The sequence below is a fragment of the Amycolatopsis sp. NPDC049253 genome (assembly GCF_040678995.1).
Taxonomy (GTDB): Bacteria; Actinomycetota; Actinomycetes; order Mycobacteriales; family Pseudonocardiaceae; genus Amycolatopsis.
On record NZ_JBFAQX010000027.1, the window covers coordinates 43,452 to 57,217 of the forward strand.

Sequence of the window (13,766 nt, forward strand, 5' to 3'; positions counted from 1 at the left end):
TTCCCTGGGCCGCGGGAGCGAAGACAGTGAAGGAGCACGACTGCGACCGCAGCGCACTCCAGGGCAGAGAATGTGCCCGATCTTCTGCAGAATACGGACAGGATAGGGAAGACCGTCAGACGCCACCAGCCACAACGCCGGACAGTGTTCGACCGAACCCTTGCGCAGCCGGAATACTGCGGATCGTGACGCGAGAAGTGCATGCGGCCGGCGATCTCGCCGATTTGGTGGCCCAGCTGACCCCGGACGCCGTGCTTCTGTACAAGCTCGCGGTCGGCCATCCGGCCTGGACCATCGCGGAAGCGAGCACGCAGCTCGGATTCGACGAGAGCTACCTCCGGGAGCTCATCGGCTCGCTCAAGGACCTCATGCTGCTGCGGCCGTCGCTCGACCCCAACCGCCAGTACGACGCGATCGGGCCCGACTCGGCCGTTTCCGCGTTGCTCACGTCGGAGGAAGCCGAGCTGCGCCGGCGCGAAGCCGCGCAGGAGGCGGTGCGGCGGGAGCTGCTCGCGCTCCTGCCGACGTACTTCGAGGCGCGCCAGGTCCGGCGCCAGGCCGAGGCGATCGACGTCGTGGAGGACGTCGCGATGGTCCGGCATCTGCTCGCCGATCTCGCGCGGCGCTGCAGCCGCGAGGTGCACATCGCGCACCCGGGCAGTGGCATGGCGGAAGACCAGCTCAGCCGGAGCCTGGGCCGCGACCTCATGGTGCTGGAGCGCGGCGTCGTCATGCGGTCGATGCTGCAGCACTCGGCGCGCCAGCACGTTCCCACCCAGCGGTATGTCGCCGCCGTGACGAAGCGCGGCGCCCACGTGCGGACGACGCCGATCGTGCCCCGAAGACTCATCGTCTTCGACCGCGAGGTGGCTTTGCTGCCGCCCGTGGACGGGGATCCCAAGGGTGGCGCGGTGATCGTGCGCGAACCGGCGGTCGTGAGCCACATGCTCGACGCGTTCGAACTGCTGTGGCACGCGGCCCGGCCGTTCCCCGTGCTGGAGGCCGACGACGCGGGCGAGACGCTGGACGAAGTGACGCAGTCGATCCTGGTCCAGATGGCCGCCGGCGCGAAGGACGAAGTGATCGCGCGCCGCCTCGGCATCTCGGTGCGTACCTGTAGGCGGTACATCGCCGACCTGACCAACTCCCTGGGCGCGCAGAGCCGGTTCCAGGCCGGAGTATTGGCCCACCAGCGAGGACTGCTCGACTGACCGGGTCGTCGCCGCCCGCGTAACTTGTTGCCACGCAGCTTCTTGAGGTTGGTAACCCCTGTTTTCCCCTCCCTGGTTCGGGAAAACTCGGTTGCACCGGAGGAACCCGGGGACCACCGGGAACGAATCCTCGGACACCGAACCAAGGAGCCTCTCATGTCGAACGTCGCCCGTCGCGCTGTCGCCCTCGTCGCTTTCGCCGCCGCCGCCGTGACGATGCAGGCCGTCGCCGCCGATCTCGCCACCGCCGCGCCGCGGCCCGCCGCTCAGCACGTCGTGTCCGCTTCCTCGGACAAGCCGAACGACGGCGGCAACGGCTCCGACGCCGGCGGCATCGAGTGGTGATTCCCCTGCCGCTGCGGTGATCCACGGACCGCCGCGACGCCGATTCGTTGCCCCGAGCAGGAACCAGGAGCGTCCACTCCCATGACACTCGCAAACGCCACCGAGGTGGTGCGGCACCGGGCTGATCCGCCCGGCCGGCCGGCGCCCCTCATCCTCGCCGCGCACGGCGCGGCACCGCCCGCCCGTGCCCCGTGGGTCCCGCGCACCACCGCCGATCGGGCGAAGCTCGCCGAAGCGCAGCGCACCGCGGCAGCACTGGGCCGCAGGGTTTTCGGGGCCTGGCACGTGGACCCCACCCCGCGCACCGCCTCCCTCGCGCTCGGCCACGTGCTGTCCCGGCTGGCGGAGCACGGGGACACCGTCCTCGACTTCTGGCTGGGCAACGGAAACCACGTCGCTCCCCCGTCTTCGAACGGGCTCCGGCACATCGCCTACGGCGTCGGGCCGGACGGTCACGTCGACCTCGCCGCGGCCGAGGACCTGGCCCGGGAGTTCCGGCCCTCGGTCATCCTGTGTGGATCGTCGGCACACCCGCGCCGGTTCGACTTCGCCCGGCTGCGGCGCATCGCCGACGAGCACGAAGCCCTTCTGGTGGCCGACATCTCCGCGATGACGGCACTGGTCGCGGCCCAGGTCCACACCAACCCGGTCGACATCGCGCACGTGACGGTGGCCGCCACCGACGAGCACCTCGGCGGCGGGGACGGCGCGATGATCCTCTCGGGCCGCGATGCGAGCGTCCCGTTCGGAGGGAACGGGCGGACGCTCTCACAACGCCTGGGCAAGCTCGTGTACACCTCGCCCCCGGACAGCGCCGATCTCGACGAGCTGACCGCGAAAGCGGGCGCGCTCGCCATGGCCGGCTCGGACCGGTTCCACCGCATCGCCAAGCACATGATCCGCCACGCCCGGACGGTGGCCACGCGCCTGCGCGCCGAGGGGCACGACCTCGTCTCGGGCGGCACCGACACCCACCTCGTGCTCCTCGATCTCACCTCGCGCGGTTTCACCGGCACCGCCGCGGCGCGGGTGCTCGCCACGGCCGGGATTTCCGTGACACCGCACCGGGTTCCGGCGGACCCGGCCGTCGAAGAGGCAGCCGGCGGGCTGCTCGTCTCCACCGCTTCACTCACCCAGCACGGCTGTGACGCCACCGGGTTCGACGCCTGCGCCCGGCTGCTGGACGACGCACTCACCGCTCTGCGCCCCGACGGACGCGGCGGCTGCCTCGCGGACGAGCCGGTCCTGAACCCGATCCGCCGGCGCGCCACCGCACTCGCGTTGCGTTACGCACCGCAGTTCTGACCTCGGAACATTTCTTCCCGCACTGAACTCCTTTTCCCCTGATTCCCGCAATTCCAGGAAGGGCACCGCCATGTTCGAAAACGACGACGACACCACCACCTACCGCGTGGTCGTGAACGACGAGGAGCAGTACTCCATCTGGTCCGCCGCGCGCGAGATCCCCGCCGGCTGGCGCGAGGCCGGCGTGACCGGCACGAAAGACGAGTGCCTGGCGCACATCGACGAGGTGTGGACCGACATGCGGCCGCTGAGCCTGCGCCGCGCGATGGCGGGCGACCGCGCCCAGTGAGCCGCGCGGGCGAGTCCGTTCCGGGCTCGCCCGCACCAGACTGGGGATGGATACGGGAGTGCAGATGCTTCACCAATCCGACGGCCGGTTCGCCGGCCGCACTCGTGAGCTCGCCGTGCTCACCAGGCTGCTGTCCGAATCGGCGGTGGGGCGCACCGTGATCGCCGACGTGCGAGGCGATCCCGGGCTCGGCAAGAGCCGGCTGCTGGCCGAGTTCGGCCGGCTGGCCCGCGAAGCGGGCGCGCACGTCGTGACCGCGATCGAGGCCGGCGTGCCCGACGTGGTCGGGCCGCTGGTCGTGCTCGCCGACGACGCGCACCTCGACGACGCCGAGTGGGCGGACGCGGTGACCGCGCTGGCCCGCCGGCCGCGCCGGGGCATCGTGCTGGTGCTCGCCCGGCGGCCGCGCCAGACCGGCCCGGCCCTGACCGCGGCGCTCACGTCGTACGCCCGGGTCGAGCTGGCGCTGGAACCGTTGGCAGCACAGGATTTCGAGCCGCTGTGCGAAGGACGGCTCGACGGTGAGGAACGCGAGCGCGCCCACCGCCTGTGCGCGGGAAACCCCGGCCGGCTGGCCCTGCTGCTGGAAGGACCGGACGGCCCGGCGGCAAGCGCACTGCTCGCGGAGACGGCGCGGCTTCGGGAGGCGATCCGGCTTGTCGCCCAGGCGGCCGCCGTCGCGGGTGATCCCTTCGAGCCGGAACTGGTGGCGCGCGTCGCCGATGTCGAGGCGAGCACCGTGCTGCCGGCTCTCGACGAGCTGCTGGCGGCCGACGTCGTCCGCCCCGGCCCCGGCCCGGCGTCGTTCGTGTTCCGCAGCCCCGCGCTGCGCGAGGTCACCTACCGCAGTGCCCCGGCGGGCTGGCGGATCGGCGCCCACCGCCGGGCCGCGGACGCGCTGCGGGAGGACGGGCAGCCTGCCGTGCGGTTCGCCGAGCACGTGGAACGGGCGGGCCGGGCCGGTGACGGCCTCGGCGCCGGGGCGCTCGCCGAAGCGGCCGCGGCCACCGAGGTGCACGACCCGGCGACCGCGGCCGGCTGGTACGCCGCCGCCCTGCGGCTGCTGCCGGAACCACCCGCGCAGGACACCCGGCGGCGCGGCCTGCTGACCGCGCTGGCGCGCACGAGCCTCGCCGCGGGGCGGACCGCCGAGACCGCCTGGGCGCTGGCGGCCCTGCCGGCCGGCGACCCGGACGCGGCCCTGATCGCGGCCGGGCTCGCCATGGTGACCGGCCGGGAAGCCGAGGCCCGCCGTGGGCTGCAGGACGCGCTCGCCCGGATGGGACCGGGAGACGACCGCAGCTCCCACGCGGTGGCGCTGGCGGAGACCGCGATGTTCGGCTCGGTGCCGGACGACTGGGCCGCCGAAGCCGTGCTCGCGGCGAGCCGGGCGCCCGAACTCGTGCGTGCTCACGCCCTGGCGTTGCACGCGCTCGCCCGCCTCGCCGCCGGTGATCCCGCTTCGGCCCGCCGCTCGGCGTCCGCGGCCGCGGAGCTCACGGACCGCCACAGCGACGACGAGCTGCTCACCGAGCTGGGCCTGGTGGCGGCGGTGGGGTGGGCCGAAACCCACCTCGAGGACGATTCCGCGGCATTGCGGCACTTCGACCGGGGAATCGAGCTCGCGCGCTCGGCGGGCCGATGGCCCGCGCTCGTCCCGCTGCTGGTCGGGGCGGGGACCGTCTACCTGCGGCGGGGCCGGCAGGCCACGGCTCGCGAGCACGCGGCGACCGCTCTGCGCCTGGCGCCGGCCGAGCGGGCCGGGTCGCGGGCCTTGGTGTGCTGGCTCGCGGCACGCGTCGCCCTGGCCGCCGCGGATCCGCAGGAAGCGCTTTCGCTGTGCCAGGAGTCGCTGCGCACCGACACGCCGCTCGCGCCGCACCTGCGCTCGGTCGCCGCCGCGGCGGGCGGCCCCGGACCGTCCTCATCGGACGAACTGCCGGCGTGGGCCGTGCTCGACCTCGCCGAGGCGGCCGCGCCGCAGGACGCCGACGGGGCACGACGCGCCCTCGACGCGGCGACCGGTCTCGGCCTGCCCGGGCAGCTGGCCCGGGCCGAACTGCTCGCCGCCCGGTTCGCGCCCACCGCCGTGGAGAAGCTCGTCCGGTCCCTCGAAGCACTCCGCCTGGCCACGGCGGCCGGCCACCACCCCGTCACGTGCCGGGCGCAGATCGCGGCCGCCCTGGCGTCGGCCGAGCTCGGCGATCCCGACCGCGCCGCCGCGTACCTGGACAGCGCCCAGGTGCTCGCCGAGCAGTGCTCCTCGGCGGCGCTCGCCGCCTCGGTGGCCGCCGCCCGCGGCGAGACCGCGACCCCGGCGGCCGGGACCTCGTTCACGTTGAGCCAGCGGGAGTTCCAGATCGCGAAGCTCGTGAGCGAGGGGCGAACGAACCGCCAGATCGCCCGCACGCTCGGGGTGAGCCACAAGACGGTCGAGACGCACCTGAGCCGGATTTTCGGGAAGCTGGAGGTCTCGTCGCGAAGCGAGATCGCCAGCCTCGTGGGCGGCTCGGCCGTCAAGGCCCGGCCGAGGCCGGTGAAGAAGCAGCTGGAAAACATCCCGGCCTGAGCACCGGGAAAGAACAGGAAGCCGGGCACCCCACGGGGTTGCCCGGCTTTCCCCTGCCCGCGTTCGGCACGGCCGGGCCACCGTCTCCACGAGGACGAAGCCAAGACGTCAAAGCCCGCCCGAGGGCCGACCCCGGCGAGGTTCACCGACAACCCCGTATCACTGTCCACACACGACGACGAAGCCGCCCCCGGGGATTTCCCAGGGGCGGCTTCGTCGTCGGTGGCGTCAGCTCTTCGTGAGCACCTCACGCAGCTTGCCCGCCAGCACCTCGACGTTCCCGGGCCGCAGCAGTCCGAAGTGGTCACCCGGAACCCGCTGCACGCGCAGGGTGCCGGCGTAGGGCTGCCAGCCGTCGCGCAGCCAGTGTTCGTCGCCGGACTCGGCGACGAGGAGGTCGACGTCGCCGTCGTACTCCGGCGCGGACCAGACGGACGCGGCGATCGTCAGCGCGACGAACATCCGGGCGCGTCCGAGCACGTGGTCCCGCTCCTCGGCGCGGATCAGCCCGGCACCGGCGAGCTCGCCCAGCACGGCCGAGTACTGCTCTTCGTGCCCGAGGCCACGCAGCCGCGTGACGTCCGGGACGACCCGCCCGGCCCCGACCGACAACGAGAAGCTCTCCGCGAACGCGCACACCGCTTCGGCGTGCCCCAGCGGCTCGTCGAGGCCCGTCGGGGGCTGCGTGTCGAGAAGGGCCAGCAGCTCCACCGCCTCGCCGGCCGCGCGCAGCCGGGCGGCCATCGCCCACGCGAGCCCACCGCCGAGCGACCAGCCCACGAGGTGGTACGGCCCGGAGGGCTGCACCTCGCGGACCGCGGCGACGTACCGCTCCGCCAGCACGTCGATGCTCTCGACCTGCGCCCCCGGCACCATCTCGTCGGCGTCGACGCCGAAACACGCCCGGTCCGCGCCGAGCAGCCGGGCCAGCGGCACGTAGGGCACCGTGTTGCCCGTACTGGAGTGCACGAGGAACAGCGGCGGCTCGCTGCCGTCCGCGGTCAGGCGGACGAGAGTGCCCGAGCCGGGTTCGTCGGTGCCCACGGACGCGGCGAGCTGGGCGATGGTCTGGTGCGCGAACAGCTGCCGGGCCGTGATCGCGAGCCCGCGCCTGGTCGCGAGGTCGACCACCCTGATCACGGCGATCGAGTGGCCGCCGAGGTGGAAGAAGTTGTCGTGGATCCCGATCTCGGCCACGCCGAGGACCTCCGCCCACACCTTCGCCAGCTCGCGTTCGAACGGCGTGCGCGGCGGTTGCGAGACCGGACCCGCCTCCGCAGCCGGGTCGGGCAGCTTCGACCGGTCCACCTTTCCGTTGGGGTTCAACGGGAATTCGTCGAGCCGGACCCACCGGGCCGGCACCATGTACTCCGGCAGCCGGCCCGCCGTGAACGCGCGCAGCCCTTCGGCGTCCGGCGCCGATGCGCCGACCACGTAGGCCACGAGGTGCTGCGCCCCGATCTCCCCCTTGGCCACGACCACGGCGCCGGCGACGTCCGGGTGCTCGCGCAGCACGTTCTCCACCTCGCCGAGCTCCACCCGGAAGCCGCGGACCTTCACCTGGTGGTCGGCCCGGCCGAGGAACTCCAGGCGGCCGTCCGCGAGGCGGCGCACGACGTCGCCGGTGCGGTAGAGGCGCGGGCTGGGTCCGAAGGGGTTGGGCACGAACCGTTCGGCCGTGAGCTCGGCGCGCCGGTAGTAGCCCCGCGTCACGCCGAGCCCGCCGATGTAGAGCTCACCGGGGACCCCGGCGGGCACCAGCCGGCGGTGCGCGTCGAGGACGTACACCTCGGTGTTGGCGATCGGCCGCCCGAGCGACGCCGTGACGAGGTCGTCGTCCGTGCCGTCGGCGGGGGTCGTGGTGGACCAGACGGTGGTTTCCGTGGGGCCGTACATGTTGTGCAGGGCGTCCCCGGTCAGCTCACGCAGGCGGCGCGCGAGCCCCGTCGGCAGCGCCTCGCCGCCGACCAGCAGCCGGCGCAGCCCCGTCATCGCGTCGGCCGCGTCCTCGTCGTCGGCGAGCAGCTGCGCCATCGCGGGGGTGCACTGGAAGTGCGTGACGCCGTGGCGGCGCACGAGCTCGGCCCACGTCGGGCGCTCGTCACCGGGTGCCTGCGGGCGCTGATTGCGCTCGCGCACGGTGTTGAGGTGCGCCAGGCTCGCGAGCACGTCGTCGGTGCCCACGCCGAAGTCGACGAGGCAGGCGACCTCGTCGACGCCGATGGCGCCCAGCTCGTCCACGAGCGCGAGGCATTCCTCGGGCGTGCCGAACAGGCCACTGGAGCCGACGTAGCGGTCGAAAGCGTGGTCCAGCAACGCGTCGAGGTCGTCCTTGGTGATGGTGCGCGGGTCGAAGTCCATGCCCATCCGCTGGCCGAGAATCTTCGCCAGGCCCAGCGAGGTGCGCAGGTAGTTCTTGAACGGCTCGCGCACCGTCCGCAGCACCTTCTCCCGATCCGGGTCCACGAATGCGTGCAGCATCAGCGTGACGCGGCCGCCCTCTCCGTGGTGCTCGCGGTAGGCCGCGCGGTACACGTCGATCAGCCGCTCGAGCTCGTCGAGGTCCTGCCCGAGCAGGTGCGTCAGGATGTTGACACCCAGCTCGCCCGCGGCGCGGAACGTGCTGTCGGAACCGCCCGAGGACAGCCACACCGGGATCTCGTCCTGCACCGGCCGCGGCCGGATACCGACCTCGACGTCCTTGCCGTGGCCGCCGCGGAACGTCGCCTTCTCCCCGGCCCACAGCTTCCGCACGGTGGCGATCGCGTCGATCATCACCTGCTTGCGGTCGGCGTAGTCGTCCGGGGCGAACACGAAGTCGTCCGGCATCCAGCCCGACGCGAAGGCGACGCCGGCGCGCCCGTGCGAGAGGTTGTCGACGACCGACCACTCCTCGGCGACGCGCACCGGGTGGTGCAGCGGGAGCACGACGCTGCCCGCGCGCACGGAGACGCGCTCGGTCACCATCGCGACCGCGGCGGCGGTCACCGAGGGGCTGGGGAACAGCCCGCCGAACTCCTGGAAGTGCCGCTCGGGTGTCCACACGGCGGAGAACCCGTTGCGGTCGGCGAACTTCGCGCCCTCGATGAGGAGCCGGTAGTGGTCGTCGGACGGGCCGTCGTCGCTCGCGAAGTAGAACAAGCCGAAGTCCACGGGCTTGCGCCCGGCGCGGCGGTCAGTGCCCAGCAGCTCGTGCGGCCGGCCGTCGGCGAGCACCACGGTGAACCCGCGGGTGAGCGTCCAGAACAGCTCCACGCCGGACATGTCGAACGACACGCTGCTGGTGGCCAGCCAGGTGCCGCGGTCGGCGCCGAGGCGTTCGTCGAGGCCGGTGAACAGGTTGAGCAGCTGTCCGTGCTCGACCATCACGCCCTTCGGCCGCCCGGTGGAGCCCGAGGTGTAGATCAGGTAGGCGAGGCTGTGCTCGTCGGTGCCGGCGGGCGGCGGTTCGTCGGCCGGTTCGTCGGAGCCGCCCAGTTCCAGCAGCCGCGGCGCGGTCGCCAGGCTCACCCCGGCCCGGTCGATCACCTCACGGCCGGCCTCGTCGACGAGCACGACCGAGAGGTCCGCGTCGGCGAGCACGTGCCCGAGCCGCGCGGCCGGGTAGGCCGGATCCAGCGGCACGTACGCGGCGCCGGCCTTGAGCACGCCGAGCAGCCCGGCGACGAGCCGCGGCGACCGGCTCAGGCACACGCCCACGAGCGAACCCGGGCCGACACCCAGTGCGCGCAGCCGCTGCGCGACCCCGTTGGCGCGGCGGTCCAGGTCGGCGTAGCCGATCTCGACGCCGTTGTGCACCAGGGCGATCGCGTCGGGGGTCCGGCGCGCCCACTCCGCGAACTCCGCGTGCACCCCGGCACTCGGCGGGAGGTCGACCGCCGTGTCGTTGGCGCGCACCACCAGCTCGTGCCGTTCCTCGGCGGTCAGCACGTCGAGCTCGCCGACGGGCGCGTCCGGGCGGGCGAGCGCCGCTTCGAGCAGCCGGCGCAGGTGCCCCAGCAGTCGTTCGATCGTGGCGCGGTCGAACAGTTCCGTCGCGTACTCGGTCATCAGCTCGATGCCACCGCCGTCCGGGCGTTCGGAGATGCCGACCGTGCAGTCGAACTTGGACGCCCCCATATGCAGCGGCACGCCGGTGAGCTCGATGTCGCCCATGCGCATCGTGTCGAGCTTCTTGCCGATCGGGTAGATCGCGAACTGGAACAGCGGGTTGCGGCTCGGGTCGCGGTCCGGGCTCAGCGCCGAGACCACCTGCTCGAACGGGAGATCCTGGTGGCGGTGGGCGTCGAACACGGCTTCGCTGGCGCGGGCGACGAGCTCGCGGAACGTGGGCTCGCCCGCGGTCGAGGTCCGCAGGACGACCGTGTTGGCGAAGTACCCGATCAACGGGTCGACCTCGGTGCGGCTGCGGCCGGAGAACACCGACCCGAGCGGCACGTCCTCCTGCCCGGTGTAGCGGGTCATCAACGCGCTCAGGCCCGCGACCAGGACCGGCAGCAGGCGGGTGCGCTCGGCTTCGGCGAACGCTTCGAGGTCGCGGTGCAGGGGCGCGGGCAGCACGCCCATCACGACGTCGCCGGCCCACGTCGGGTTGGCCGGGCGGGGACGGTCCGTCGGGAACTCGAGCGTGGGGAGGCCGGCGAGCCGCTCCCGCCAGTAGGCCAGCAGGCCGGCCGCGTCGTTCTCGACCCGGCCGCGCTGCCACACGGCGTAGTCCGCGTACTGCACCGGCAGCTCCCGCAGCACCGGCTCACGCCCGGCGGCGCCGGCGAGGTAGCACTCGGCCAGCTCCTCGATGAGGCGCTCCGTCGACCAGCCGTCGGTCGCGATGTGGTGCATGGCGAGCACGAGCGCGTGGTCGTCCACCGCCACGCGCGCGAGCGTCGCCCGCAGCATCGTGCCCGCGGCCAGGTCGAACGGCCGTCGCGCCTCGGCGTCGGCCAGCGCCTGGATCTCCTCGTCCCGCCGGGCCTCCGGCACGGCCGTGAGGTCCACGTGCCGCAGCTTCGGCTCCCGCGCCGGCTCGACGACCTGCCGCGGGCCGTCGGCGGTCGCCACGTAGCGCGTGCGCAACGTCTCGTGTCGCGCGACCACGGCGGCCAGCGCGGACCTCAGCAGCTCCGCGTCGAGCGGGCCGCGCAGCCGCAGGGCCAGCGGGCTGTTGTACCCCGCCTGCCCCTCCCCCCACTCCTCGAGGAACCACAGCCGCTGCTGCGCGTAGGACAGCGGCAACGGCTCGTCCCGCGGCACCGGCGCGATCCGCTCCTCCTCCGCCCGGCGCCGCCGCACCGCACGAAGCTCGGCGAGCAGCTGCGCCCTCTCCCGTCCGGACAGACCGGCCAACCGGTCTTCGACATGTGGCTGCACCTTCAAGCTCCTTAACTCGGCACACGGGCACCGAGCAGCTTGTGGCACCCGCCGGGCCGGCGGCAGTCGGGCGTTTGCCCTACCCGGCCGCGGTACGTTCTGCCCATGCAGAAGGACGCTCCCGCCGTGACGGTGAGCGAAGCCGTGCCGGACATCACCGTCGCGGGCCGGCGGCTGCGGCCCGGCCCGGTGTTCGACACATACTGGCGTTTCGCCGTCGTTCGTCAGGAGGCCTACTTCGCGCGGTTGCGCGATGGTGCGGCTCCGTCGGGCGATCCGATCCTCGCCGCCCACCGGTTCACGAACTGCTACCGCGCGGCGGACCGGGTGAGCCAGTTCGCCATCCACGACGTGGGTTACGGCGGCCCGCAGGAGCCGCGCGACGTGGTCTTCCGGATGGTGCTGTTCAAGTTCTTCAACAAGATCGACACGTGGCGCCTGCTGGAGGCCGAGCTGGGACCCGTCACCTGGGCCTCGTGGCGGCCTGCGGCGGCGCGGGCGGTCCTCGACACGGCGTGGCGCGCCGGGCGCAGGCTCTACTCCCCCGCCTACGTCATCCCACCGCCCCGGCTGGGCGGCGCCCGCAAGCACCACGACCACCTGCTGCTCGCCGAGACCATGATCCGCGACGGCCTGGCCGAGAAGGTCCAGGACGCCCGCGGCCTGGCGCACGTGTTCGCGCTGCTGCGGGCCTATCCGGGCCTCGGGGACTTCCTGGCCTTCCAGTTCGCCACCGATCTCGGGTACACGTCCGTGCTGGACTTCTCGGAGAACGACTTCGTCGTCGCCGGCCCGGGCGCGCGGGACGGCATCCGCAAGTGCTTCGGCCCCGCCGCCCGCGGCATCGAGGACGCGGTGATCGCGTACACGACCGACACCCAGGAAGCCCACTTCGCCCGGCTCGGACTGCGCTTCGACACCCTGGGCGGCCGGCCCCTGCACCTGGTCGACTGCCAGAACCTGTTCTGCGAAGTCGACAAGTATGCCCGCGTCGCGCACCCGGACGTCGCCGGCGTCTCCGGGCGGACCCGGATCAAGCAGCGGTACCACCGAAGCGGTGAACCGATGCCGGCGCCGTGGTTTCCGCCGAAGTGGGGCATCACCGAGGCCGTGCGGGCGCAGGCCGCGGCCGTGGTCGTGCCGGCGATGGGGTCCCCGGCATGACCGTCTGGCCGCCCGCCCCGATCAGGACCGAACGGCTGGTACTGCGCCAGTCCGAGGCGCGGGACCGCGCGGTGATCATCGAGTTGCTGGCCTCTCCGCAGGTCGGGACCTACCTCGGGGGCCCGCAACCGCGCGACGAGCTGGAGCGCACCGCGCCCGAGGTGCCCGGGCGGCGCTTCGGTTTTTTCGTCGTCGAACTCGACGCGGCGATGATCGGCATGATCACGCTCGACCGGCGCGCCGCGGCGCGTCCGAGCCGGCTCCGGCCGGGCGCCGAGACGACCGAGATCGGCTATCTGTTCCTGCCGCGGGCATGGGGTTTCGGCTACGCCGCCGAGGCGTGCGCGGCGGTGCTCGGCTGGTTCGCCGGGGCGCGGCCCGGCGAACCAGTGGCGCTGTGCACGCAGACCGCCAACCAGCGCTCGATGCGGCTCGCGGCGAAGCTGGGGTTCACCGAGGTGGAGAAGTTCGAGGAGTTCGGCGCCGAGCAGTGGTTCGGCGTGTGGCCTTCGACCGCCGAGTCCGGTTGAGCCGCTGGTCGGGCCGGCCGGCCACGTGACCGTTCGTACCCGAAGGCTGCCCTTTCGGGTCCGGGCAGCGGCGTAACGTGATCATGGCCGGGCGCCGCGCGCGGCCACTGTGGACAGACGGTGTCGACTGCCGACAAGGGGAGCTCTCAGTCATGAAGCGAACAGATCCGCACCATCGCGAGAATCCGGACACCACGAAATCCCCGGCCCGGCTGACCCGCCGGTCCTTCGCGGGCATCGCCGCGCTGAGCGCCACCGGGCTCGCGCTCGCCGCACCGGGTTCCGCGAGCGCCGCGACACGGCCCGCGCCGCGGCGATCCGTCGTGCTCGTCCACGGCGCCTACGCCGACGGGTCGTGCTGGGCCGAGGTGATCCCACGGCTGCAAGCCGCCGGCATCACCGTCACGTCGGTGCAGAACCCGTTGACCTCACTGGCCGACGACGTCGCGGCGACCCGGCGCGAGCTCGACCTGCAGAGTGGGCGGACCGTCCTGGTGGGCCACTCCTACGGCGGTTCGGTGATCAGCCAGGCCGGTGACCACCCCGCCGTCGACTCGCTCGTCTACCTGTCCGCGCGGGCGCCGATGGCCGGCGAGGACTATCCCGCGCTCACCGCGCGGTTCCCGGCCGCCCCGGCCGGCGCGGGCCTGGTGTACCAGAACGGTTTCGGCCACCTCACCGAAGACGCCTTCCTCAACGACTTCGCCAACGGCGTCCCCACGGCCAGGGCGCGGGCGCTCTACGCCGCCCAGGGCCGCGTCGCGCAGGATCTCTTCTCGACCAAAACCACCGTCGCCGCCTGGGAAACCAAGCCGAGCAGCTACGTGATCACCACCGCCGACCGCACGACGGCACCCGAGCTGCAGCGTTTCGTGGCGGCGCGGATGAAGGCGCGCACGACGGTGATCGATTCGGGCCACCTGTCCTTCATCACGCATCCCGACACGGTCACCCGCGTCATCCTCGAGGCGGTGTACCGGGCCTGA

General features: G+C 73.1%; 9 protein-coding genes. 8 read left to right on the plus strand and 1 reads right to left on the minus strand.

The window, feature by feature from the left end:
• The first annotated feature begins 185 nt into the window (after positions 1-185).
• From AB0K15_RS37945 to AB0K15_RS37965, 5 genes are all read left to right on the plus strand, one after another.
• Complete coding sequence (locus AB0K15_RS37945) at positions 186-1,211, plus strand: hypothetical protein (RefSeq protein ID WP_364062123.1); 1,026 nt, start codon at positions 186-188, stop codon at positions 1,209-1,211.
• Positions 1,212-1,367: 156 nt separating this feature from the next.
• On the plus strand, positions 1,368-1,556 hold the full coding sequence (locus AB0K15_RS37950; protein ID WP_364062126.1) for a hypothetical protein: 189 nt from the start codon (positions 1,368-1,370) through the stop codon (positions 1,554-1,556).
• Positions 1,557-1,637: 81 nt separating this feature from the next.
• Positions 1,638-2,861 (plus strand): hypothetical protein, encoded by a 1,224-nt coding sequence (locus tag AB0K15_RS37955; RefSeq protein ID WP_364062129.1) that lies wholly within the window; start codon positions 1,638-1,640, stop codon positions 2,859-2,861.
• 70 nt (positions 2,862-2,931) lie between these two features.
• Entirely contained in the window at positions 2,932-3,150 is a 219-nt protein-coding gene (locus AB0K15_RS37960) for an MbtH family protein (RefSeq protein ID WP_364062132.1), read from the plus strand.
• A 64-nt stretch (positions 3,151-3,214) separates the two neighbouring features.
• Entirely contained in the window at positions 3,215-5,719 is a 2,505-nt protein-coding gene (locus AB0K15_RS37965) for a LuxR C-terminal-related transcriptional regulator (protein WP_364062135.1), read from the plus strand.
• Positions 5,720-5,947: 228 nt separating this feature from the next.
• On the opposite strand, the gene AB0K15_RS37970 is transcribed toward AB0K15_RS37965, so the two are convergent.
• Entirely contained in the window at positions 5,948-11,086 is a 5,139-nt protein-coding gene (locus AB0K15_RS37970; protein WP_364062138.1) for a MupA/Atu3671 family FMN-dependent luciferase-like monooxygenase, read from the minus strand.
• A 105-nt stretch (positions 11,087-11,191) separates the two neighbouring features.
• Between AB0K15_RS37970 and AB0K15_RS37975 the strand changes: the two genes are divergently transcribed.
• The 3 genes from AB0K15_RS37975 (at position 11,192) to AB0K15_RS37985 (ending at position 13,766) form a co-directional block, all read left to right on the plus strand.
• Entirely contained in the window at positions 11,192-12,250 is a 1,059-nt protein-coding gene (locus AB0K15_RS37975; RefSeq protein WP_364062141.1) for a nucleotide kinase domain-containing protein, read from the plus strand.
• On the plus strand, positions 12,247-12,780 hold the full coding sequence (locus AB0K15_RS37980) for a GNAT family N-acetyltransferase (RefSeq protein ID WP_364062144.1): 534 nt from the start codon (positions 12,247-12,249) through the stop codon (positions 12,778-12,780). The genes AB0K15_RS37975 and AB0K15_RS37980 overlap by 4 nt, the downstream gene beginning before the upstream one ends.
• A 152-nt stretch (positions 12,781-12,932) precedes the next feature.
• Complete coding sequence (locus AB0K15_RS37985; protein ID WP_364062147.1) at positions 12,933-13,766, plus strand: alpha/beta hydrolase; 834 nt, start codon at positions 12,933-12,935, stop codon at positions 13,764-13,766.